Annotated in this window: 18 protein-coding genes and 2 pseudogenes; 10 read left to right on the plus strand and 10 right to left on the minus strand. The window is 71.8% G+C overall.

Annotation, left to right across the window (positions count from 1 at the left end; genetic code table 11):
- The 6 genes and pseudogenes from ACIQU6_RS08910 to ACIQU6_RS08935 all read right to left on the minus strand — a co-directional run.
- Positions 1-875 (minus strand): annotated as a pseudogene (locus tag ACIQU6_RS08910) (non-ribosomal peptide synthetase); the annotation flags it as partial.
- A gap of 61 nt (positions 876-936) precedes the next feature.
- Positions 937-3,570 (minus strand): Pls/PosA family non-ribosomal peptide synthetase, encoded by a 2,634-nt coding sequence (locus tag ACIQU6_RS08915; protein WP_403480954.1) that lies wholly within the window; start codon positions 3,568-3,570, stop codon positions 937-939.
- A 429-nt stretch (positions 3,571-3,999) separates the two neighbouring features.
- A complete protein-coding gene (locus tag ACIQU6_RS08920) occupies positions 4,000-5,523 on the minus strand; it encodes an aldehyde dehydrogenase family protein (protein WP_403480955.1) in 1,524 nt (507 codons plus the stop codon).
- 139 nt (positions 5,524-5,662) lie between these two features.
- Positions 5,663-6,949 (minus strand): GAF domain-containing protein, encoded by a 1,287-nt coding sequence (locus ACIQU6_RS08925; protein ID WP_403480956.1) that lies wholly within the window; start codon positions 6,947-6,949, stop codon positions 5,663-5,665.
- Between the two features lie 88 nt (positions 6,950-7,037).
- Positions 7,038-8,057, minus strand: coding sequence for a DUF6114 domain-containing protein (locus ACIQU6_RS08930; protein ID WP_403480957.1), 1,020 nt, complete (start codon positions 8,055-8,057; stop codon positions 7,038-7,040).
- On the minus strand, positions 8,048-8,662 hold the full coding sequence (locus tag ACIQU6_RS08935) for a DUF6230 family protein (protein ID WP_403480958.1): 615 nt from the start codon (positions 8,660-8,662) through the stop codon (positions 8,048-8,050). Before ACIQU6_RS08935 ends, ACIQU6_RS08930 begins: the two co-directional genes overlap by 10 nt.
- 145 nt (positions 8,663-8,807) lie before the next feature.
- Here ACIQU6_RS08935 and ACIQU6_RS08940 point away from each other — a divergent pair, with 145 nt between their 5' ends.
- The gene (locus ACIQU6_RS08940; RefSeq protein ID WP_403480959.1) at positions 8,808-9,464 is read left to right on the plus strand and encodes a TetR/AcrR family transcriptional regulator; all 657 of its coding nucleotides are present in this window, start codon (positions 8,808-8,810) and stop codon (positions 9,462-9,464) included.
- Between the two features lie 160 nt (positions 9,465-9,624).
- On the opposite strand, the gene ACIQU6_RS08945 is transcribed toward ACIQU6_RS08940, so the two are convergent.
- The gene (locus ACIQU6_RS08945; RefSeq protein ID WP_403480960.1) at positions 9,625-10,914 is read right to left on the minus strand and encodes a glycoside hydrolase family 18 protein; all 1,290 of its coding nucleotides are present in this window, start codon (positions 10,912-10,914) and stop codon (positions 9,625-9,627) included.
- A 364-nt stretch (positions 10,915-11,278) separates the two neighbouring features.
- On the opposite strand from ACIQU6_RS08945, the gene ACIQU6_RS08950 reads away from it, so the two are divergent.
- Positions 11,279-12,451 (plus strand): acyl-CoA dehydrogenase family protein, encoded by a 1,173-nt coding sequence (locus ACIQU6_RS08950; RefSeq protein ID WP_403480961.1) that lies wholly within the window; start codon positions 11,279-11,281, stop codon positions 12,449-12,451.
- 42 nt (positions 12,452-12,493) lie between these two features.
- On the opposite strand, the gene ACIQU6_RS08955 is transcribed toward ACIQU6_RS08950, so the two are convergent.
- A complete protein-coding gene (locus ACIQU6_RS08955) occupies positions 12,494-13,657 on the minus strand; it encodes a pyridoxal-phosphate dependent enzyme (RefSeq protein WP_403480962.1) in 1,164 nt (387 codons plus the stop codon).
- Between the two features lie 193 nt (positions 13,658-13,850).
- Between ACIQU6_RS08955 and ACIQU6_RS08960 the strand changes: the two genes are divergently transcribed.
- On the plus strand, positions 13,851-15,002 hold the full coding sequence (locus tag ACIQU6_RS08960; protein ID WP_403480963.1) for a hypothetical protein: 1,152 nt from the start codon (positions 13,851-13,853) through the stop codon (positions 15,000-15,002).
- Complete coding sequence (locus ACIQU6_RS08965) at positions 14,999-16,126, plus strand: phosphotransferase family protein (protein ID WP_403480964.1); 1,128 nt, start codon at positions 14,999-15,001, stop codon at positions 16,124-16,126. Before ACIQU6_RS08960 ends, ACIQU6_RS08965 begins: the two co-directional genes overlap by 4 nt.
- Positions 16,127-16,148: 22 nt before the next feature.
- On the opposite strand, the gene ACIQU6_RS08970 is transcribed toward ACIQU6_RS08965, so the two are convergent.
- Positions 16,149-16,574, minus strand: coding sequence for a hypothetical protein (locus ACIQU6_RS08970; RefSeq protein ID WP_403480965.1), 426 nt, complete (start codon positions 16,572-16,574; stop codon positions 16,149-16,151).
- 214 nt (positions 16,575-16,788) lie between these two features.
- Between ACIQU6_RS08970 and ACIQU6_RS08975 the strand changes: the two genes are divergently transcribed.
- From ACIQU6_RS08975 to fxsA, 5 genes are all read left to right on the plus strand, one after another.
- Positions 16,789-17,229: an Lrp/AsnC family transcriptional regulator gene (locus tag ACIQU6_RS08975; protein ID WP_030804095.1), complete on the plus strand. Its 441-nt coding sequence runs from the start codon at positions 16,789-16,791 to the stop codon at positions 17,227-17,229.
- A gap of 61 nt (positions 17,230-17,290) precedes the next feature.
- Entirely contained in the window at positions 17,291-18,928 is a 1,638-nt protein-coding gene (locus tag ACIQU6_RS08980; RefSeq protein ID WP_403480966.1) for an amidohydrolase, read from the plus strand.
- Between the two features lie 516 nt (positions 18,929-19,444).
- Positions 19,445-21,097: an apolipoprotein N-acyltransferase gene (gene lnt / locus ACIQU6_RS08985; RefSeq protein WP_403480967.1), complete on the plus strand. Its 1,653-nt coding sequence runs from the start codon at positions 19,445-19,447 to the stop codon at positions 21,095-21,097.
- A complete protein-coding gene (locus tag ACIQU6_RS08990) occupies positions 21,094-21,849 on the plus strand; it encodes a polyprenol monophosphomannose synthase (RefSeq protein WP_274912014.1) in 756 nt (251 codons plus the stop codon). The genes lnt and ACIQU6_RS08990 overlap by 4 nt, the downstream gene beginning before the upstream one ends.
- A 34-nt stretch (positions 21,850-21,883) precedes the next feature.
- On the plus strand, positions 21,884-22,453 hold the full coding sequence (fxsA, locus tag ACIQU6_RS08995) for an FxsA family membrane protein (RefSeq protein ID WP_403480968.1): 570 nt from the start codon (positions 21,884-21,886) through the stop codon (positions 22,451-22,453).
- A 143-nt stretch (positions 22,454-22,596) separates the two neighbouring features.
- Here the strand turns inward: fxsA and ACIQU6_RS09000 are convergent, their stop codons facing one another.
- Positions 22,597-22,974 carry an RNA polymerase-binding protein RbpA gene (locus tag ACIQU6_RS09000; RefSeq protein WP_006601711.1) on the minus strand — a complete coding sequence of 126 codons (378 nt, stop codon included), beginning with the start codon at positions 22,972-22,974 and terminating at the stop codon, positions 22,597-22,599.
- Positions 22,975-23,567: 593 nt separating this feature from the next.
- Here ACIQU6_RS09000 and ACIQU6_RS09005 point away from each other — a divergent pair.
- Positions 23,568-23,639, plus strand: a pseudogene (locus ACIQU6_RS09005).
- The last annotated feature ends 191 nt before the right edge of the window (positions 23,640-23,830 follow it).

Here is a 23,830-nt window from a genome sequence, read left to right on the forward strand (position 1 = left end):
CCCACCACACCCTCACGCCCCAACCCCTCCGCCACCAACGCCCGCCCCAACCGATTCGCCCAACCATTCAACTCCCCATACGACAACCACCCCTCCCCCCACACCACCGCAACCGCCCCCGGCTCCAACCGCACCCGCTCCTCAAACAACTCATGAAACCGACGATCCGGCACCTCCCAACACGGCCCCGCCAACTCCTCCAACTGCACACCCCGCTCAGCCACAGACAACAAAGCACCCTGCACCGGCACAGCCCCCGGATCAGCAACCAACTGCACCAACGCAGCAACGTGATAACCACCAACCCTCACCACACTCTCCGCATCCAACACCTCCGTCCGATAACGCAACCGCAGGACAGTCCGCCCGCCGTGCCGCACCGGCGTGACCCGCAACACGGTGCTCTGGGCCAGCTCCTCCCCGCCCCCGGACAGATCCCACTCGACCTCGAACAGGGCATGTTCCAGGCCCAGTTCGTTCCTGAGGTCCGTCACCGTGACGCCCCGGTGGGCAAGCAGACCCTCCGTCGCGCGGGTGGACTCCGCCACCAGTTCGCGCCAACTGCCAACCGCGGTGGACACCCGGCACGGCAGCGCCGGCCCACCCTCGGCGGGCCGGTAGCCGGTGGTCACCTCCGCCTCCCCGGAGAGCGCGGCGAGCACCTTGGCGTGCGCGGCCAACAGCACCGCCTCCGCCGTCGCACCGAGCGCCGCGGCCTGACGTGTCAGGGCCTCGACGGTCTCGTCCGGCAGCGTCAGCTCATGCGTCGCCAGCCCGGTCACCGGGTGCCCCGACCATCGGGGCACCGCGGTGAACCCCCCGACGGCCAGGGCGCGTTCCCAGTACGCCCGGTCCTCGTCCGTCAGCTTCTTCATCGTTGGTGCTCCCTTCGCCGGCTCGTACCGTGGTGGGTGGACCGATCACGGTGGCCGGGGCTCAGCCGGACGTGCGTCTGGCGACGGTCGTGCCCTGGTGTGGGGAGCGCCGTGGCGGTGTCTGGCAGTCGACCAACGGCGCCGGCTCCGACCCGCTGTCTGTGGCGGGGGACGGGCGACGCCGGGAGCCGGTATCGGCGGCCGGGTTCCCCAACCACAGTGCGCGCGGCGGCACGTCCTCGCCCTTCATCAGGAAGGAGTCGGCGGCCAGCACCGCACCGTCGCCCATCGTCACGCCGTAGTGCACCAGCGCACCCACCCCGAGGGTGCATCCCGCACCGAGCGTGCTGCGGTCGGACTTGAACGTGCCGTCCTCCTGTGAATGGCACTGGATCCTGCTGCTGGCGTTCAGGGTGCAGTCGTCGCCGACTGCGGTGAGCGTCCGCTCGGTGAAGTAGCAGCCGTCGTCGAAGACCCGACGACCGATCCGGACCCCCAACAGCCGCCACAGCACGGCCTTGAACGGGGTCCCGTTGAAGGCGTTGAGGTGAGTGTCCGGCACCTTCCACAAGCGCTCGTGGTGCCAGAAGTACGGGTCGTAGATGGAGCGCACCTGCGGCTCCAGTGCACGGAACCGCATCAGGAACCGCTCCATGACGCCGTAGTAGAGGGCGGTGAACACCACGGCGCCGACCAGGAATCCGGCGTCCAACAGGCTTCCGAACCAGCCCTCGCCGTTGAACGTCGCCAGGCCCAACAGCACCAGGCCGAAGAAGTGCACCCACCGGGCGAGCAACGCCAGGCCCATGGTGCGGAGGTTGTACCGGTTCTTGGCGGCCAGGTGGCGGTGCAGTTCGTCCCCGCTGCGCAGGTAGTCGAAGCGGCTGTCGCGCTCCACCGTCCGCGGGATCTCGAAGCTGGGCGAGCCCAACAGTCCTACGCCCTCCCGGATTTCGCCGTCGAGCGGCACCATCACCTTCGTGGCCAACAGACAGTTGTCGCCGGTCCGTCCGCCGGGCGGGTAGGCGATGTGGTTGCCGAGGAAGTTGTGCTTGCCGATCGTGGTGGGCACGACGCTGAAGGACGTGCCGGAGAACTCGGCGTTCATGATGGACAGCCCGTCGGCGACCATCGTGCCGCTGCCGACGAAGCTGACGAACGGCGACTCGTGCTGCAGGCCGCTGCCGAAGTTCGAACCGGTCTGTTCCACCAGGGAGAGGTCGTACCCGAGGCTCCGCAGGTAGTGGACGATGTAGGAACTGTCGCCGAACAGCCAGATGAAGAACTTCAGGTTGGTCATCCGCGCGACCGAACGGTGCACCGCGTAGCGGAAGCCGTACAGCGGATACACCGCCCCGGGCTCGATCACCCGGTGCATCACGCGCGGCAGGCTGACCAGCACGACCAGCCCCACCACCACGAACCCGAAGAACAGCGCGGCGGACAGCAGCAGCGCATTGACGTAGAACGTCGACGAGGTGAGGGGCTGCTCGGCCAGGAACCCCGTTCCTGCGAACACCGGGACCCGGCTCCACAGCACGGCGAACACCAAGACGGTCAGCGGCAGGACGACGAGCAGCGTCCGCGCGAGGTCGGCCAGACCGAACGCCGCTCGGCGTGCGGTGCCACACCGCGCGGGCGCGACGCGCAGGTAGTCCAGCTCGGTCGGCTGCCCGGGCGACCCGTGCCACCGCTGACCGGTGGGCACCGCGTCACCGGAATGAAGGGTGGAGGTGTGCCCGAGCTGCCCCCCGTCCCCGACCGAGGAGTTGATGTCCAAAACGGTCCGCTCACCGACGAAGACATTCCGCCCGAGAGTGACCCGCCCCGTCTGAATCCGCCCGGCATGCGCCCGGTAACACAGGAAGAACGAATCCTTACGCAGCACGCTGCCCGCACCGACGCTGAGCAGATCCGTACACACGGGAACATGTCGCGACAACACCGTGACGTGCTTCCCGATTTTCGCCCCCAACGCCCGCAGGTAGAACAGGTAGATCGGACTGCCCACGAACACCACGACCGGGTTGGCCTGCACCAGCACCTTGACGATCCAGAACCGCAGATATCCGATCCCCCAGACCGGGAACTCCCGTGGCGTCCACCGCCCGACGAGCACCCACTTCACCACGATCGGGAAGGCGCACAGGCCGAAGAATTCGGCACCCCCGAAGAGGACCGCCCGCAGATAGATATCGCCCGGCCCGGTCCCGTGGGCGACCCACGCATAACCACCCGTGACGGTGAACGCGATCAGGTAGGAATACCCGAAGAAGAACAGCAACTGGGCCATCCCGCACAGGACATAGCGCACGGTGCTGCCGGGCAGCGGCTCCTGGGTCGAAACCGAGGAGCCCCGGGCCGCTGGCGCCCCGGCGGCCGTGGGCACGGCGTCGGCCAGCGCCGTCGCCAGATCCCGTACGGTCGGATGCGCGTAGATGTCCTTCATCGACACCGACGGCAGGTCCTCCCGCTTCCTGACCCGCGCGCAGAAATGCGCCATCACCAGCGAATCAGCCCCGAGATCCGCAAAAAAATGCCCATCGACCGGAACCGGTTCGGCGCGCGTCAGCACCTTGGCCAGCAATTCGGCAAAGGTGTGTTCCAGGGCGGCCACCGATTCCCCGCCGCGCGGCGGGGATATCGCGGCATCCGTCGAATCGTTGGGCCGGTCGTCGGCAGATTCATTCACCATGTGAGCTCCTTGAGCGCCTCATGCCTTCTCTCGCCTGAACCCGACTCACCAGACAGACGGTCGGGACGGGCCCATGAGGTGCCGCGGTGCTGGTGGAAACGCAGTTCCACGCTCTCCAGCCAGTATGTGTCCACCGGCGGTGGTCGTGTCGACCGAGCTGCTTTCAGGCGCGTTAGCTGCCTGGGTCAACCTGTGTCTGGACGCTACCGGAGGCTCCTGACGCTCACCATCGGTTGCGGCTGTTGGAGTGGTGCACCGACGGTTACCGAGCGGATTTCTTCGGCGACAACGAGGTGTGGTGACGCGTAGCGGCGAGGTGAGTGAACAACGTGCCGGAAAGTAAAAAGGGCGCCCGCCGGGATTCGTTCCCGATTGGGCGCCCTTTTCCTTCTCCCGGAGGAAATCGAATTTCCGGGAGAGGTCGGACCTCTAGAAGAAGCCCATCTTCTTCGGTGAGTACGACACCAGCAGGTTCTTCGTCTGCTGGTAATGGTCCAGCATCATCTTGTGGGTTTCGCGGCCGATGCCGGATTGCTTGTAGCCGCCGAATGCGGCGTGCGCGGGATACGCGTGGTAGCAGTTGGTCCAGACGCGGCCGGCCTGGATGGCGCGGCCGGCGCGGTACGCGGTGGAGCCGTCGCGGGTCCAGACGCCGGCGCCGAGGCCGTAGAGGGTGTCGTTGGCGACGGTGATCGCGTCGTCGAAGTCGTTGAACGGGGTGACCGCGACGACCGGGCCGAAGATCTCCTCCTGGAAGATCCGCATGTCGTTGCGGCCCTCGAAGATGGTCGGGCGGACGTAGTAGCCGCCCTCCAGCTCGCCGCCCAGTTCGGCCCGGGTGCCGCCGGTGAGGACCTTGGCGCCCTCCTTCTGGCCGATGTCGAAGTAGGAGAGGATCTTCTCCAGTTGGTCGTTGGACGCCTGGGCGCCGATCATGGTGTCGGTGTCCAGGGGGTGGCCCTGGACGATCTTCTCGGTGCGGGCCACGCCTGCCGTCAGGAAGTCCGCGTAGTGCCCCTGCTGGATCAGCGCGCGGGACGGGCAGGTGCACACCTCGCCCTGATTGAGGGCGAACATGGTGAAGCCTTCGAGGGCCTTGTCGAGGAAGTCGTCGGTCGCGCTGGAGACGTCGTCGAAGAAGATGTTGGGGCTCTTGCCGCCCAACTCCAGTGTCACCGGCCGCAGATGCTCGGAGGCGTACTGCATGATCAGGCGGCCGGTGGTGGTCTCGCCGGTGAAGGCGATCTTGGCGACCCGGGGGCTGGACGCCAGCGGCTTGCCCGCCTCGACGCCGAAGCCGTTGACGATGTTGACCACGCCGGGCGGCAGCAGGTCCGCGATCAGGCTCATCAGGAAGTGCACCGAGGCGGGGGTCTGCTCGGCGGGCTTGAGGACCACCGCGTTGCCGGCCGCCAGCGCCGGGGCCAGCTTCCAAGTCGCCATCAGGATCGGGAAGTTCCAGGGGATGATCTGGCCGACCACGCCCAGCGGCTCGTGGAAGTGGTAGGCGACGGTGTCCCCGTCGATCTCCGAGAGGGTGCCTTCCTGGGCCCGCACCGCGCCCGCGAAGTAGCGGAAGTGGTCGATGGCCAGAGGGATGTCCGCGGCCAGCGTCTCGCGGACCGGCTTGCCGTTCTCCCAGCTCTCGGCGACCGCCAGGGCCTCCAGGTGCTGTTCCATCCGGTCGGCGATCTTGTTGAGGACGCCGGCGCGCTCGGCGGCGGGCGTACGTGCCCAGCCGGGGGCCGCGGAGTGCGCGGCGTCCAGGGCGCGCTCGACGTCCTCGGCGGTGCCGCGGGCGACCTCGGTGAACGGGCGGCCGTTGATCGGCGTCGGGTTCTCGAAGTACCGGCCCTGGGCGGGCGGTACGTACGCGCCGCCGATCCAGTGGTCATAACGGGACTGGTAGCTCATCACGGCATCGGCGGAACCGGGATTCGCATAACGTGCCACGGGACGGCCTCCCCATCGATCGTCGGTGCACGCCGCCGCGCGCGTGCGGCGGGCGGTGGAGGGGAGGCTAGGGCGGCGGAGGTTGCACGAACGTTGCGCGCGGGCAGGCCCCGGTGCCTGGCGGAGCGGGGCCTGCCCGTCAGCGCCTGGCGGCCTCCCTGGGCTCGGGGAATTCGCTGGTCAGGCCGTATTCGAGGCGCAGTCGGCCGGCGGCGGCGAGGGAGGCGGTGCGCGCCGGGGAGCGCTCGGGGAGGGCGGCGACCAGGGCCTCCCGGATCTCCAGGTCGTGCTCGCCCCACGGCGTGTGCGCCCAGGAGCGCAGTTGGTCCGCGTCACCGGTGGTGAGCAGCGCCCGGCGCATCCGGTCCTCCAGCGCGGTCCGCAGCCGGCGGATGCCGGGCGCCTCCGAGGAGGGCAGGAGCGGACCGCGGTAGGCGTCGAGGGCCGCGACCAGGTGGCGGTTCGTCACATCCCGCTCCACGGTGTCCAGGTCGGTCTCCACCGGGGTGGTGAGGCGGTACGGCCGGGAGCGCAGCAGCGGGCCGACGAGTTGGCGCAGGCGGCAGAGTTCGGCGCGCAGGGTCACCGGGCGCATCTCCCGTTCGCCGTACAGCAGCACCGACAGCTGATCGCCCGTCAGGCCGTCCGGATGGTGGGCGAGCAACACCATGATCTCGCTGTGCCGGCGGCTGAGGTGCAGCCGCTCGCCGTCCCGCACCAGCAGGGCCTCGTCCCGGCCGAGTGCGGTGAGGAAGGTGCCCAACTCCCTTGTGGAGGCGGAGAGGTGGGACTCGGCGGCGCGGGCGGTGGCCTGTACCAGTGCCAGGCAGTGCGGGGTGGCCAGGTGGTCGCCGCCGGTGATGTCCACGGCGCCCAGCAGCCGGCCGGTCCGCTGGTCGTGGACGGGCGCGGCGGCGCACGTCCAGGGCTGCGCCCGCCGGTTGTAGTGCTCGGTGGCGAAGATCTGGACGGCGTGGTCGGCGGCGAGCGCGGTGCCGGGCGCGTTGGTGCCGACGTGACGCTCGTCCCAACGGGCCCCGACCACGAAGTTCATCCGCTCCGCGCGGTGCACCACCCCGCGGTGCCCCTCCACCCACAGCAGCCGCCCCTGCGGATCGCAGACCGCCAGCAGATGCGCCCCGTCCTGGGCGATGCCGCCCAACAACTCCCGGAAGACCGGCATCGCGCGGGCCAACGGGTGCGCCTCCCGGTAGCTGTGCAGCGCGGCCCCGTCGAGCTCGACGGGGGCCATCCCGTCCGGCGCCGCGCACGCCCGCGCCGAGCGGCGCCAGGAGTCGGCGACCACCTGCCGGACCGGCGGCGCCACCGTCCCGTCCGCCAGGAACGCCTCGTGCGCCCTGCGCACCGTGCGGATGCGTTCGCCGGGATCGGCACCCACCTCCATCGCCAGCCAAGGGTTGACCACGCGTCACCTCTCCGTTACGGCTCCAAGCCCCGTACGCGGATGGTGCTCGCACCGGCCGGGGGCCTAAACCCCGGGCGGGCGCCCCGGCTCAGGAGGCCCCGCCGCCCGCCTGCAGCCGCAGCCCGTCCGCCACGATCAGGTCCGAGGTGACCAGCGCCTGTTCCGCGGTCACCCGCGTCATGTAGACGAACGGCGGGACGATCGGGGGGACCGGCAGGGTGTCCGGGGTGAAGGTCAGACAGAGCACCCCCTCGATGCAGCCGGTGAACTTGGTGAGGTAGAGGGTGACCGCGCCCTTGAGGTTCAACGAGTCGGCACGCAGGGCGAGTTGGTCGCCCTGTGCGTCGTGGGTGATGAGCCGGTAGTCGGTCAGCGAGGCGGCCTTCATCCGCAGCGCCATCACCTTCAGCGGCCCGTGGGTCGTGGGGACGGTGGTGACGCCGGCCAGGGTGAAGCCCTGCGGGGCGAAGCGCGTGGTGGTCACGGTCGGCGGGACCGGCGGCGCGGGCGGCGTCGCCCCGGCCGCCCCGGCGCGTTGCGCGGGACCCCCGAGGACGGCGAGCAGCGCGATCGGCAGCCCGACGGCGAGCGCCCTGCTACCGGTGCCGCGGCGTGGCGGTGCGGGGACCGCGGCCTGGTCCTGGCCCCGGGCCGGTTCCCGCGCCACCCCCGGTGGCTCCGCCCCGTCGGGGGAAGCCGCCGGCCGCACCGGCGTCCAGCCGAACCCCATCGCGCTGCCCGCGATCCCCAGTCCCATCCCGACCAGGAACCCGCCGAGGTTGGTCGCGGCGAACGAGAGCACCGACAGGATCAGCGCGTTGATGCTCACGTAGTGGTGCGCGGCCGGTGTGCACCACAGGAAGAGCCCGGCCACCATCAGCGCCGCCCCGATACCCAGCGCGGCCAGTCCGCCCAGTCCCAGGCTCACCAGGACCGTCAGCGGCGACAGCGGCACCAGCAGCAGTTCGGCGCCGCCGAGCAGGAGCAGCAACCCGGCCCAGAAGGGCCGGGTCCGCCGCCACCGCCGCAGCGCCGCCCGCCGTTCCGGCCAGGGCAGCGCCCGCTCCAGTCGCGCGCCCCACCGCGCGCGGCGCGCGCTCAGAAACACGCCCGGCCGTCCAGGCTGACGCTCACCCGCAGGCCCTTGAGCCGGAAGTTGCCGCCGGTGGCGGACCAGGCATGCGACTTGACGCCGGCCACCTCGATGTTGCCGGCCTGGAGCCCGAACTTCCCGCGTGGGCCCCTGACCCCCGGCACCGCGTCCAGGGTGCCGGCGTCCCGCCCGATCTGCGCGGTGCCGAACCGGGCGTCGCCGACCAGGTCCTCCCCGTCGATGACGAGGTTGTCGGCGCGCACCGCCCCGGCGTCGCCCCCGGCGGTCAGTTTGAACACCACCGTGCCCAACGGGGTCTGCACCCGCGCCGCCTGGCAGATGTCGGTGAGGTGTGCCTGGCCGATGCCCAGCAGGGCGACCGGGTGGCCGTGGTCGTCGGTGTCGTGGTCGGTGTGCACGTACGAGGCGAGGCCGTTGCTGGTCAGCCTGCCCGAGGCAACCTGGAAGTCGGTGCCGGACACCGCGAAGGAGGCGGCCAGTGCGCCCTGCGCCATCACGGTGGCCAGCGCGCCCACGGCGAGTACGGCGGGTGCCGCCACCACCGCGGCCTTCTTCCACGAGGTCCGCCCTTCGGGCGCCGTGCCGTTCGATCTGCTCACTGTGTCCTCCCCGGGGCAGCGGTCGAATGCGCGAGGGAAGTGCTTCGTGGAGCGGTCCGCGGTGGTCCGCCGCAGACCGGAAGAGTCCGCATGACGTTCTGTCATACTGCGCGGAACTCTTGGTAGTTGGAGACTAGGGCGGATTTTGAATAAGAGTCAACAGCGCGGACGGACGGCCCCGCGGGCCGCTCGCGGAACCGAGCGGTACCAGGCACGTCGCGCCGAACTGATATCCATCGGCCGGAAGTTGTTCGCCGACACCTCCTACGACGCGCTGTCCATGGACGACATCGCGCGCCAGGCCGGAGTCGCCAAGGGCCTGATCTACTACTACTTCACCAACAAGCGCGGCTACTACCTGGCGATCATCGAGGACGCGGTGGCCGAGCTGGTCAAGCGGGCCGGCAGCGCCCGCGGTCTGCCGCCGGTCGAACGCGTCCGGCGCACCATCGACGGCTATCTGCGCTACGCCCAGTACCATCAGGCCGCCTACCGCGCGATCGTGACCGGCGGGGTCGGCTTCGACGCCGAGGTGCTGGCGCTGCGCTCCGAGGTCCGGGCCAAGCTGCTGACCACCATCGCCCGCGGTGCCTGGGGCCGCCCGGACCTCCCCCCGTTCGCCCGGACGACGCTGGCGGGCTGGCTCTCCAGCGTCGAGGGCGTCACCCTCGACTGGATCGAGACGCAGGAACTGCCGCGCGAGACCGTGGTGTTGCTGCTGGTGCGCGGGCTGGGCGACACCCTCCGGCTGATAGAGGAGTACGAGCCCGGCTGCCCGGCACCGCCCCGCCCGCCGCTCTGACGCGACGCCGCGCCGGCCGGGCCGGGGTGCCTACGGAAAACGGCGGAGCGGGTGGGAGGCCGGCGCCTCCCACCCGCTCACCGCCCTGTCCTCCAGGGCGAGTTGCTGCCCATGTGGCCGCAACGGCCCTGCGGACGGGGCTACTTCCCCGCAACCGGGGTTACCTGATGGCCTTGATCAGCTCCCCGTCCGGGGTGTCCCCGCTCAGCTCCCAGAAGAAGGTGCCGCCCAGCCCCTGGGCGTCCTTGTAGGCCATCTTGGTGCCGATGGTCTGCGGGGTGTCGTAACTCCACCACTGGTCACCGCACTTGGCGTAGGCGGTGCCGCCCACCGTGCCGGTGGCCGGGCAGCGGTCCTTGATCACCTTGTAGTCGTCGATGCCCGCCTCGTACTTGCCCGGGGCCGCGGCGCTCGCGGTGCCGCCCGGCGCGTCCTGGGTGACGCCCTGCCAGCCGCGGCCGTAGAAGCCGATGCCCAGCAGCAGCTTGTCCGCCGGCACGCCCAGCTTCTTGAGCTTGGCGATGGTGTCGGTGGTGTTGAATCCGGCCTTCGGTATGCCCTGGTACGACGTCAGCGGGGAGTGCGGGGCGGTCGGCCCCTTGGCGTCCCAGCCGCCGAAGTAGTCGTAGGTCATCGCGTTGTACCAGTCGACGTACTGGGACGCGCCCCCGTAGTCGGCCGCGTCCATCTTGCCGCCGTCCGAGGCGTCCGCGGTGATCGCCGCGGTCACCAGGTTGTCCTTGCCGAACTTGTCCCGGACCGCCTTGAGCACGTTGGTGAAGGCGTCCTTGCCGCTGGTGTCGCAGGTCAGGCCGCAGGCGTTGGGGTACTCCCAGTCGATGTCGATGCCGTCGAAGACGTCCGCCCAGCGCGTGTCCTTGACCAGGTCGTAGCAGGACTGGGCGAACCCCGCCGGGTCCTTGGCGGCCTCGCCGAACCCGCCCGACCAGGTCCAACCGCCGAACGACCAGAGGATCTTGAGGTTGGGGTGCAGCTTCTTGAGCTTGCGCAGTTGGTTGAAGTTGCCGCGCAGGCCGTTGGGGTCGTCCCAGGTGTCCGCCTTGCCGTCGACGCTCTGGTCGGCGGTGAACGCCTTGTCGTAGTCGGCGTAGGAGTCGCCGATCGCGCACTTGCCGCCCTGGACGTTGCCGAAGGCGTAGTTGATGTGCGTCAGCTTGTCCGCGGAGCCGGACGTCTGGACGTCCTTGACCTGGTAATTCCGGTCGTAGATGCCCCAGTCGGTGAAGTATCCGACGACCTTGTCGCCCGCCGCGGTGGTCTTCGGCGCGGTGGCCTGGGCCGCGGTGTTCGGGTGTCCGGCGGTGGGGGCGTCGGCGGGGCGGGCGGTGGCGGAGCCGGCGAAGAGCGTGCCGGCCAGGGCCGCGGTACACAGCGCGGTCGCGGCGGCGACCAGTCTCCGCGGGGCTCGCTTCCGGTGCGGTCTGAGCATGTCGTCTCCTCGGAGGGGGCGAGGGTGGAGCATGACGGCGTCCGGCACCCCCATGCCTGCCGAATTGGCATGAACGCGCGGAACGTTGGAGGAGAAGGTAGAAGGACTAGACCAGTGAGTCAATGGTTCGGACCAATTCCCACCACCGTGCTCGACGTCCCAAGTCGCCGGATTCCGCCAGGTAATCGATCATCAACCCGTGACGCGGGGCCGCCGATCGGGCATACTCCTAGCGCCACAGCCGCAGGTCATCGCCTTCCGCGACCCGGAAGACGATCATCGGCCAGGCACGACGGAATCCGGCGCCGCCGCCCTACCCCATGTGCGCGTCGCCGCAGCGCCCGAGAGGGAGGAGAGCGCCGCCATGACCGAGTACGTCCCCCCGCCGGTGGACCGCAGGCTGCCCACCGAGGAGGCCCGCGACCTGATGGCCCTGGTACGCGAGCTCGCCGAGCGCGAGATCCGGCCAACCGCCGCGGAAGAAGAGGAGGCCGGCCGCTTCCCGCGCGCCCTGTTCACCCTGCTCTCCGAATCCGGCCTGCTCTCCCTGCCGTACGCCCAGGAGTTCGGTGGCGGCGAGCAGCCCTACGAGGTCTACCTCCAGGTCGTGGAGGAGCTCGCGGCCGCCCGGCTCACCGTGGGCCTCGGCGTCAGCGTGCACACCCTCGCCTGCCATGCGCTGGCCGGATACGGCACCAAGGAGCAGCGTGCCGAGCACCTCCCCGCCATGCTCGGCGGCGGCCTGCTCGGCGCCTACTGCCTCTCCGAGCCCGCCGCCGGCTCCGACGCCGCCGCCCTGACCACCCGCGCCACCCGGCAGGGCGACCGCTGGACCATCGAGGGCACCAAGGCGTGGATCACCCACGGCGGCGTGGCCGACTTCTACACCGTCCTGGCCCGCACCGGCGAGGGCGGCCCGCACGGCATCACCGCCTTCCTCGTCCCCGGCGACGTCGCGGGGCTGGAAGCGGCCAAGCCCGAGCGGAAGATGGGCATGAAGGGCTCGCCGACCGCGCAACTGCACTTCGACGGCGTCCAGGTGCCCGACGCCCGCCGCATCGGCGACGAGGGCCAGGGCTTCTCCATCGCGCTCTCCGCCCTGGACTCCGGCCGCCTGGGCATCGCCGCCTGCGCGATCGGCGTCGCCCAGGCCGCGCTGGACGAGGCCCTCGCCTACACTGCCGGGCGCCGCCAATTCGGCCGCCCCATCGTGGACTTCCAAGGCCTGCGCTTCATGCTCGCGGACATGGCGACCCAGGTGGAGGCGGGCCGTGCCCTCTACCTCAGCGCCGCCCGGCTGCGCGACGCCGGCCTGCCGTTCTCCAAGGAGGCGGCGATGGCCAAGCTGTTCTGCACCGACACCGCGATGCGGGTCACCACGGATGCCGTCCAACTGCTCGGCGGTTACGGCTACACCGTCGACTTCCCGGCCGAACGCTACATGCGCGAGGCCAAGGTGCTCCAGATCGTCGAGGGCACCAACCAGATCCAGCGGATGGTGATCGCCCGCCACCTGGCGGGGCCGGAGTCCCACTGAACCCGCGGGGGCGGGGCCGACCGGCGTCCCGCCCCCGCCAGTTCAGTCGCCGAGCCCCTTCATTCCGGTGGCCGTCCCGATCGCCACCACCAACGCGCCGGGCGCGGCGGCCAGTTCGCGGGCCACCGCCACCGGCACCGCGGACGACGGCTCCAGCAGCAGCCCCTCCGCGGCCAGCCGCCGGTGCTCGGCCAGGGCCACCTCGTCGTCCACCGCCACGGCCGTGCCGCCGGTCCGCCACAGGGCGTCCAACCCCTGCCAGCACGGCCGGTCCCCGCCCAGTGAGAACGCCACCGACGCCCCCGGCGTCACCCGGGTCCGCTCCTGCTCGGCCCGGTCGGTCCGGCGCAGCGCCGCGGTGAACGGCGCCGACGGGGTGGTCTCCGCGACCACCAGCCGCGGCGCCGCCTCGACCAGCCCGGCCGCCGCCAACTCCCGGAAACCACGGCTGATTCCGGCCAACAGGTCGCCCCGGCTGGTGGGCACCACCACCGTGTCGATCCGCCGCCCGGCGAAGTCCCGGGCCAGCTCGTAGGCGACCGACTTGTACCCCTCGTTCCCGTACGGATTGCTGCCCGGCCGTGACTCCGCGAAGCTGGTCAGCGGATACCAGCCGTGCTCCGTGACGGCCCGGGTCATCGCGGCGTTCCGCGCCTCGCCGCCGCCGGGAACGACCACCCGCTCCGCCCCCAACGCATCGATCTGCGCCCGGAGTCCGGCCGGCACCGCATCGGTGGTGAACACCACGCAGCGCAGCCCGGCCCGCGCGGCGTAGGCCGCGGCCGCCGCCCCCGCGTTCCCCGAGGACGCCGCGACCACGGTGCCCGCGCCGGCCGCCAGCGCCGCGGCCACCCCGACGGACATCGCCCGGTCCTTGTGCGACCCGGTCGGATTTCCGCCCTCGTATTTCAGCCACAACTCGCCCGCGTCGATGGCCGATTGTGAACCGTCCGCGGACCGGTCCTCGGTGCGCAGCCGGACGACGGGGGTGTTCCCCTCGCCGAGGGTGACCGGTGGGCCCGGCACTGGCAGCGCCGTCGGCCAGCCCCACGGGCCGCCCGGGTACGCCGCGAGATCCAGCCCGGTCAGGTCCGCCAGCGGGGGCGGGGTGTTGACGCCGATGCCGTCACGGGCGCAGGACCGGCAGCCGGTGAGGTCGCCCGCGGCGTCACCGCAGCGCGGGCAGTGCAGGGGGAGTGGGGGCATCGTCGTCGCTCCTGGGGTCGGGGTCGGTACGGGGCACGCGGGACGAGCGCGACGGTAACAGGCACAACCGCACTACGTCACCTACATGTCTCGTCATCGGCCGCAGGGTGTGGCCGCCACCCGATATCTGACGTACCGTCAATTCTTCTTCGTTCCCCGGTGATCCACCGTCCGACCGCGCCCTGGAGGGACCGTGACCGACCGTCCGATCGCGCTCGACGAATACCCGATCCACCAGGCACCGCTCTCCATGCGACAGGTCGCCACCAGCGACCGCAACGCCTACGACCGCTGCATCTTCCACGTCCTGGACCACACCGGCCGCGCCCTGCTCATCGCCGGCCTCGGCGTCTACCCCAACACCGGCGTCATCGACGCCTACGCCACCCTCCGCCTCGGCGACCAACTGCACGCCGTACGGGCCTCCGACGCGCTCACCGACGACCGCCTGGCGCTGACCGTCGGCCCGCTCGCGCTCACCGTCGAGGAACCGCTCCGCCGCATCCGACTCACCTGCGCCCCCGACCCCGCCGACCCGGACGGCCTGTCCTACGACCTGACCTGGACCGGCTCCTTCCCGACCGTCTGGGAGCCGCACCACACCCAACACCGCGCCGACCGACTGATATTGGAGGGCCGCCGCTTCGTCCAGGCCGGCACCTGCACCGGCACCATCCGCGCGGCCGGCGAGGAACTCACCGTCACCGCGGGGGAGTGGACCGGTACCAGGGACCGCAGTTGGGGCGTGCGCCCGATTCCCGGCGAGGACGGCGGCCGGGCCGCCGCCGAGGCCCCGACCGAGGGGTTCCACTGGATCTGGTGCCCGGTCCGCTTCGACGACCGGTTCGTCATGGTCATCGTCCAGGAGGACGCCGACGGACACCGCACCCTCAACGAGGCACTGCTGGTCCGCAACGGCACCCCGGACCGCCAACTCGGCTGGCCGCACGCCGACATCGCCTACTGCCCCGGCACCAGGCACCCCGAACGCGCCGTCCTCCACCTCACCGACCCGACCCGCACACCCCTCGACCTCACCGCGGAGATCCTCACCTCCTCGCCCCTCGCCCTCGGCGCCGGCTATCCGCCCGCCGACGACTGGCAGCACGGCACCTGGCAGGGCCGCGACTGGGTCGACCGCCGCACCTACGACCTCTCCGACCTCGGCGCCCACCCCCGCGCCGCCTTCGGCGTCACCGACCACGCCGCCCGCTTCACCCTCGAAGGCCGCACCGGCTACGGCATCTTCGAGCACGGCAGCTTCGGCCGCCACGACCCCAGCGGCTTCACCGGCTACCACGACGTCGCCCCCGCCCCGCAGGACCGTCCGGAGGCGGGCCGATGACCGGCACCCCGCGCCCGCGCACCACCACCCGCGACCCCGGCGACCTCACCGACCGACTCACCACCTGGCTCGGCACCCGCCTGCCTGGCGCCCGCGCCACCCGCACCACCGTCCCCGACTCCAACGGCATGTCCAGCGAGACCCTGCTCTTCGACCTCGACCACCCCGACCCGTCGTCCCTCCAACTCCCGGCCCCGCCCGGCCCGGACGGGACCCTCCGCTGCGTCCTCCGGCTCGCCGCCGACCCCGCCGCGTACACCGTCTTCCCGCACTACGACATGGCGCGGCAGTACCGCACCATGCGCCTGGTCGCCGACCACACCGACCTGCCGGTCCCCCGCACCCTCTGGCTGGAGGAGGACCCCGCACACCTCGGCGCCCCCTTCTTCGTCATGACCCGCGCCACCGGCCGCGTCCCACCGGACGTCATGCCCTATACCTACGAGGGGAGTTGGCTGCACGACGCCACCGACGCCGAACGCGACGCGCTGGCGGCCGCCAGCGTCGCCGTCCTCGCCCGCCTGCACGACCAGGTCCCGCCGGAATCCGCCGCGTTCCTCGCCACACCCGGAACCGGCAGCACCCTCGCCCGCCACGTCGCGTCCCAACGCGCCTACTACGCCTGGGTCGTGGACGGCCTCCCGCGCTCCCCGCTCATCGAGCGCGGCTTCGCCTGGCTCGCCGACCACTGGCCCGACGGTCCCGACGACCCCGTACTGAGCTGGGGCGACGCCCGGATCGGCAACATCGTCTACGACGGCTTCGCGCCGGCCGCGGTCCTCGACTGGGAACTGGCCGCGCTCGGCCCCCGCGAACTCGACCTCGGCTGGATGATCTACCTCCACCGCTTCTTCCAGGACCTCACGGAGGCGAGTGGCCAGCACGGACTGCCCGACTTCCTGCGCCGGGACCAAGTGGAGGGCCGGTACGCCCGACTGACCGGACACCGGCCCCGCGCAATGGAGTTCCACACCCTCTACGCGGCCCTGCGGCACGCCGTCGTCATGCTGAGGGTGGCCTACCGGCGCGTCCATTTCGGGGAGTGCCCGGTCCCGGACGACCCCGACGGGCTGATCATGCACCGGGACACGCTGGAGGCGATGCTCGCCGGCCGCTACTGGTGAACGGGCGCGGCCGGCGGGCGGATCAGCTCCGGCGGCGCGAGCGCGGCACCCGGACCGCCCGCTCGCCGGGACCACCGGGGTGCGAGAACGGCTGGCGGCGCCAGTCCAGGCCCGCCGGAAGCGTCAACAGGATGGCGGCGTCCAGCTCCTGAGCGTCCATCATGTCGTCGGTGTCCGGGGCGTCGGACGCCGGCCGGCCCGATCCCTGGCACACCGTCAGCGCGAACGGGTTCCACGGCGAGGGGCACAGCGCGTGCTCCGGGAGCGTGTCCTCGTCCGCCAGCAGCGCGATCGGCTGCCCGCAGTCCGGGCAGCTCACGCGGTAGATCTCGTAGGTGTCGAAGGGATCGTCCACGCCGTCCTCGGCGAGGAAGTCGAAACTGTCGCCCTCCTGGGCGCCGACGTCGGCCGCGGCGGAGTCCTGCTTGAGGCGTCGCATGATGTCCATCCCCCTCGGGTGGGCCACTCGGACCGCTGACGTTCGTTCGTGTGACCGGCGGTCTCGGCCAACACCAGCAATGCCCTCCATGCCGGGCGCATAATCGCCCGCACCCCGTGGACCCCGCGTCACTGGTGTGGCATTGCTCACACGGGCCGGCGCTCGGGTGTCCACGATCGGGCGCGCGGTGCGCACACGCGCCCGCGCACAGTAGGTTGAGCGGGTGGAGGAGTTGGACCGACAAATCGTGGATCTGCTCGTCAAGGACGGGCGGATGAGCTACACCGACCTGGGCAAGGCCACCGGCCTGTCCACCTCGGCGGTGCACCAACGGGTGCGCCGCCTGGAACAGCGCGGGGTGATCCGCGGCTACGCCGCCATCGTCGACCCCGAGGCCGTGGGCCTGCCGCTCACCGCCTTCATTTCGGTCAAACCCTTCGACCCCAGCGCCCCGGACGACATCGCCGACCGGCTCGCCGAGGTCCCCGAGTTGGAGGCGTGCCACAGCGTCGCCGGCGACGAGAACTACATCCTCAAGGTCCGGGTCGCCACCCCGCTGGAGCTGGAGCACCTGCTCACCCGCATCCGCACCCTGGCCGGCGTCTCGACCCGCACCACGGTGGTGCTCTCCACCCCCTACGAATCCCGCCCGCCGCGGATCTGACCCGGCCGGGAGCCGACCCCCGGACGCCCGGCGCCCCCACCCAGGGGCCAGACTGTCCGGTATGAGCGAGCGCAACCCCGAGCAGGCCCCCCGCACCGTCCTCCTGCGGGGCGGTGAGGTGCACAGCCCCGCCGACCCCTTCGCCACCGCGATGGTCGTCGAGGGCGACCGGATCGCCTGGGTCGGCGAGGAGGGCGCGGCCGACTCCTTCGCCGACGGCGTCGACGAAGTGGTGTGGCTCGACGGCGCGTTGGTCACCCCGGCGTTCACGGATGCACATGTGCACACCACGGCCACCGGGCTGGCCCTCACCGGCCTGGACCTCGCCGGCGCCGCCACCCTGGCCGACGCCCTCGACCGGATCCGCCGGTTCGCCGCCGCCCGCCCGGCCGGCACCGTCCTGCTCGGCCACGGCTGGGACGCCAGCGCCTGGCCCGAGGGCCGCCCGCCGTCCCGCGCCGAACTGGACGCCGCCGCCGGCGGCCGCCCGCTCTACCTCACCCGCGTCGACGTGCACTCCGCGGTCGTCACCACCGCCCTGCTCGACCTGGTCCCGGGCGTCCGCGAACGGTCCGGCTTCCACCCCGACGGGCCGCTGACCGGTGACGCCCACCACGCCGTGCGGGCCGCCGCGTACGCCACCGTCACCCCCGCCCAGCGCGCCGAGGCCCAGGCGGCCGCGCTGGCCCGGGCCGCCGCGCTCGGCATCGGCACCGTCCACGAGTGCGCCGGCCCGCAGATCTCCAGCGAGGACGACTTCACCGCGCTGCTCGCCCGCGCCGCCGAGCGCACCGGCCCGCGCGTCATCGGCTACTGGGCCGAACTGATCGCATCCGCAAAGGACGCCGACCGGATCCGCGAGCTCGGCGCCCACGGCGCCGCCGGCGACCTCTTCGCCGACGGCTCCCTCGGCTCGCACACCGCCCACCTGCACGCCCCCTACGCCGACGCCGACCACACCGGCGCCGCACACCTCGACGCCGACGCCGTCGCCGCCCACGTCGCCGCCTGCACCGAGGCCGGCATCCAGGCCGGCTTCCACGCCATCGGCGACGCCGCCCTGACCGCCGTCACCGACGGCGTCCGGGCCGCCGCCGACCGCGTCGGCCTGCCCCGCGTCCGCGCCGCCCGGCACCGCGTCGAGCACGCCGAGATGCTCACCGACAAGACCATCGCCGCCTTCGCCGACCTCGCCCTGACCGCCTCCGTGCAGCCCGCCTTCGACGCGGCCTGGGGCGGCCCCGACGGCATGTACGCCGCCCGCCTCGGCGCCGACCGGGCCGCCGGCCTCAACCCCTACGCCGCCCTCCTCAAGGCCGGCGTCCCGCTTGCCCTCGGCTCCGACAGCCCGGTCACCCCGCTCGACCCCTGGGGCACCGTGCGCGCCGCCGTCTTCCACCGCACCCGCGCCCACGGCATCTCCGCCCGCGCCGCGTTCACCGCCCACACCCGCGGCGGCTGGCGCGCCATCGGCCGTGACGACGCCGGCGTCCTGGTGCCCGGCGCCCCCGCCGACTACGCGGTCTGGCAGACCGGCGAACTGCTCGTCCAGGCCCCCGACGAGCGCGTCGAGCGCTGGTCCACCGACCCCCGTTCCGGCACCCCCGGCCTGCCCGATCTCACCCCCGGCAACGACCTCCCGCGCTGCCTGCGCACCGTCGTCGGCGGTCGGCTCATCTTCGACCGGCCGAACGAGTGACATCGCGGGAGCCGGTGGCGCCCCGACACCGCGCCGCACCTGCTTGCCCTACCTGGGAATGCTCGGCACTGACCTGGGACGACGCGAAACCGACGCAGAAGTAGCGACTGTTGACAGCAGCCGCCGGTGGGCCGGTAGGTTCGGCCGAGTCCACCACAGGACGTCCGACCGGGACCTCCGCGCAGTCGTCGAACGCTGCTGGGCCATGGGGCGGCGAGCCATCCGGCACACCGCCACTGGGAGCCAGGTCCAGCGCCAGGGCGACGGCTAGGTCGGTCGGCAGGTGCGACCCGGGTGGGGCCCGGCGCTCAGTAGACAACGGCTTTCGGTCGACCCGCAGCCAGCGGGTCCCAGGTCGGCCCGAAGGGCGCCGGGCCCGATCCGCACCCCCACCCCCGACGAGGACGGCGCCGCAGGCCGCCCGCCCGTCACGGCCCGCACACCCCGTACCCGCCCTCGGGGCCCTCCGATGTACGGTCGGCTGACTAACGGACGACCTGCAGGAAGGCCCGCGACGTGCCATCGGGTTCCGAGACCACCGACGCCGCCGCGCCCACCGGCCCGGCGCCGTCCGGCGTGACCGACGCCGGACACCGCCCCGGCCGCGCCCGCCGGCTGGCCGCCCTGGCCCGCCGCGAGGCCCCGCGCACCGCCCTCGCGGCCGCCGCCGGCCTCGCCCTCGGCCTGGCCTTCCCCCCGTACGGCCTGTGGCCGCTGTCGCTGGTGGCGGTGGCCGCGTTGGCGCTGCTGACCCGCGGCCGCCGGGCCCGCCAGGGCGCCTGGACCGGCTTCGCGTTCGGGCTGCCGTTCTTCCTGCTCCTGCTGAAGTGGCTGCACGTGGTCGGCTGGGACGCGGTGGTGGGCCTGTCCATCGCCGAGGCGCTCTTCGTCGTGGTGATGGGGGCCGGGCTGGCGCTCACCTCCCGGCTGCCCGGCTGGCCGCTGTGGGGCGCCTGCCTGTGGGTCGCCCAGGAGTGGGCCCGGGACCGGCTGCCGTTCGGCGGCTTCCCCTGGGGCCGCCTGGCCTTCGCCAACACCGGCTCGTCGTTCACCCCGCTCGCCGCGCTCGGCGGCGCCCCGCTGGTGACCTTCGCCGTCGCGCTGGCCGGCAGCCTGCTGGCCGCCGCCGCGGTCGGCCTGTGGGGGATGCGCCACGGCGCGGGCCAGCGCGGACTGGTCCGGGCGCTGGAGGCGTTCGGGCTGGCCGCCGCGATCACCCTCGCCGGCCTGGCGGTCCCGGTCCCGACCAAGGCCGACGACACCGTCCGGATCGCCGTGGTCCAGGGCAACGTCCAGCGGGCCGGCATGGACTTCCTGGGCCGCCCGATGAAGATCCTCGACAACCACGCCAGCGCCACCGAGAAGCTGGCCGACGACGTCCGGCACCACCGGGTGCCCAAGCCGGACCTGGTCATCTGGCCGGAGAACTCCTCCGACCTGGACCCCTTCCAGTACCCGCAGGCGTACGACCGGATCGACGAGGCGGTCAAGGCGATCGGCGTCCCGGTCCTCGTCGGCGCCCTCATCGACCACCCCACCAAGCCCGGCTACGTCTTCAACGAGGGCATCGTCTGGGACCCCAAGACCGGCCCCGGCGCCTCGTACACCAAGCAACACCCGGTGCCGTTCGGCGAGTACGTGCCCTTCCGAGCCGAGCTCAGCAAGATCATCACGCGCTTCCAGCGGGTGCCCCGCGACTTCTACCCTGGCGACCACACCGGCCTGCTGAAGGTCGGCCCGGCCAAGCTGGGCGACGTCATCTGCTTCGAGGTCGCCTACGACGAGATCGTCCACGACACCGTCGGCGCCGGCGCCCGGGCGCTGGTCGTGCAGACCAACAACGCCACCTACGGCCGGACCGGCCAGCCCGAGCAGCAGTTGGCGATGTCCAGGCTGCGGGCCGTCGAGCACGGCCGGGCGGTGGTCACCGCGGCCACGAGCGGCATCAGCGCGGTGGTCGCTCCGGACGGGACCGTTACGCACCAGATTCCCGAATTCACCCAGGGTGTGGTCTCGGCCCGCATCCCTCTGCGCGACGAAACGACGCTGGCCGACCGCGTTGGCGCGGCTCCCGAGTGGGTGCTCGCTATCGTGGGCCTCCTGTCCTGCGGGGCCGCCGTCATCGTCGGCCGGCGCGGGCGAACGAAGGACGAGAAGGGACAGCAGTGACAGACGGGCAGCGGCAGTACGGTCCGCTCGGCAGCACGTTGGTGATCATTCCGACCTACAACGAGGCGGAGAACATCAAGCCGATCGTCTCGCGGGTGCGGTCCTCCGTCCCCGAGGCGCACGTCCTGATCGCGGACGACAACAGCCCCGACGGCACCGGCAAGCTGGCCGACGAGTTGGCCGCCGAGGACGACAAGGTCCACGTCCTGCACCGCAGGGGCAAGGAGGGCCTCGGCGCCGCCTACCTCGCGGGCTTCCGCTGGGGCATCGAGAACGGCCACGGCGTGCTGGTCGAGATGGACGCCGACGGCTCCCACCAGCCCGAGGAGCTGCCCCGGCTCCTCACCGCCCTCAAGGGTGCCGACCTGGTACTCGGCTCGCGCTGGGTCCCCGGCGGCCGGGTGGTGAACTGGCCCAAGCACCGTGAGTTCCTCTCCCGCGGCGGCAGCACCTACTCCCGGCTGATGCTGGACGTCCCGATCCGCGACGTCACCGGCGGCTTCCGCGCCTTCCGGGCCGAGACGCTCCAGGGCCTGGGCCTGGACGAGGTCGCGTCCCAGGGCTACTGCTTCCAGGTCGACCTGGCCCGCCGGGCCGTCCAGGCCGGCTACCACGTCGTCGAGGTGCCCATCACCTTCGTCGAACGGGAGCTGGGCGACAGCAAGATGAGCCGCGACATCGTCGTGGAGGCGCTCTGGCGGATCACCTCCTGGGGCGTGGGCTCCAAGGTGAGCAAGATCCGCGGCCGCTGAGCCCCTCGTCGGCCGGGCCAGGCACACTGGTGGCATGACGTTCGGAGCCACGCCATCGCCGAATCCCCGCCCGCCCCGCTCGCGCGCCCGTCGGTTCGTCCCGTTGGGCATCGCCGCCTGGATGGTGCTGGAGATCTGGCTGCTGACGGTGGTCGCCGGCGCCACCAACGGCCTGACGGTGTTCCTGCTGCTGGTCGCCGGGGTTCTCGTCGGCGGCGCGGTGATCAAGCGCGCCGGCCGCCGTGCCTGGCGGAACCTCACCGAGGCCCTCCAGACCACCGGCACCCCCGACGCCCCGCGGGAGACCGGCTCCGCAGGCACCGGCAACACCCTCCCGATGATCGGCGGGCTGCTGCTGATCCTGCCCGGCCTGCTCTCGGACGTGCTGGGGCTGCTCTGCCTCCTCCCGCCGACCGGCCGCCTGATCCTGCGCCGCGCCGACAAGCTGCTGACCCGCCGCCCCGGCTTCACCCCCGGGTCCTTCGGCGACGCCTACCAGCAGGCCCGGATGCACCGTCCGGACGGCAAGGTCGTCCAGGGCCAGGTGATCCACCCCGACGACCCGCCGGCCGCACCCCGCGAGGACCCGCCGCTCACCCGCTGAAACGACCGTAGGGGGCACCGGACTCCGGTGCCCCCTACGGGCTTTGGTGCCTGCCAGGCATGCGCACGCACGGCAAGGGCCGGTGCCACCGTCGGTTGCGGTGGCACCGGCCCTTGCCGCGTGCCGTCAGGCTCGGTCCGCTCTCAGGCGGACTTGCGGTTGGTGTCGCGCGGATGCACGGCGATGTTCATGGTGCCGGAGCGCAGGACTGCCAGCCGCTCGGCCAGCACCTCCTCCAACTCCTCGCGGGTCCGCCGCTCCATGAGCATGTCCCAGTGCGTACGCGCGGGCTTGCCCTTCTTCTCCTCAGGGCCATCCCCATCCACCAGAAGCGAGGGTGCACCGCAAACCTTGCACTCCCACTCCGGCGGAATCTCGGCCTCAACCGAGAACGGCATCTCGAAACGATGTCCGTTCTGGCATGCGTACTCCACCGCCTGGCGCGGGGCCAGGTCGATGCCGCGGTCGGTCTCGTAGCTGGTCACCACGAGGCGCGTGCCGCGGAGAGCTCGCTCACTCATGAATCGTGCCTCCCGGGCTTGTCGCCCACAGGACAGGTGTCGCTGTCGTCGTCATCCGGTCAACGTCCGGTCGGCGGTGAAGATTCCCGTCATCGGGACATACGTCGCCTGCGTCGCCCGTCGTGCCGCCCCTTGTTGTACCCACCAACGCCCGGTTTGTCACATCTGGCAGCAGATGTCACCCAGCGCCTCATGGAGTTGAGCGCGCAGTAACGGTCCGCCTGGTGAGCCAAAGGCGTACACTACCGCCCCACGCCCTCAAGGGCTAAATCCGGTCAGGTATCGGATTCCCGTCCGTCACGTCCGTTGCGCCTGAGTCCTCGCCAGCGGGACACCCCAAACGCGTCGCACGCGGCAAAATACTCCGCTTCCTCGCCGCGCGTGAGCGGATGGAAGAACAAGAGCCAGGGCAATGCCCAGCCATCGCCCGGCGGGGTGCGGTCGCCGCGGGACCAACGTGGTCTGCCGCGGCCCCGGTTCCCCACTTCCTCGGAACCGAAGCCGGAACCGAAGGTCGAAGCCGTCCTGGTCATCGGCCCCTCCTCCCATCCGTTATGATCATGGTGCAGCTTCGGCCCGCGGGCGGGAGCGATGCGTCTGTGGTCCAAGGCAAGACGTCCACCAACCGGTGGGAGATGCAGGTGCAAGGCCTGCCGGGCGCTCCACGCAAGGCCCCTTCCGTTTCAGGGAGGGGCCTTTTCGCGTCAGGGGTGTTGTCGCCGAAGCCCTTTCAGGGCCGGGCGGTTGCCGCGTCCGCGGGCTGACGAGGCGCGCTGCGGTCTTCCCCCGGCGATGCGCGCACTGTGTCCCGATCTCGCCCCATACGATCGCCACTCGGGAACGAGCTGGCATGCGC

The sequence above is a fragment of the Streptomyces sp. NPDC090442 genome, assembly GCF_044769405.1.
Classification (GTDB): domain Bacteria; phylum Actinomycetota; class Actinomycetes; order Streptomycetales; family Streptomycetaceae; genus Streptomyces.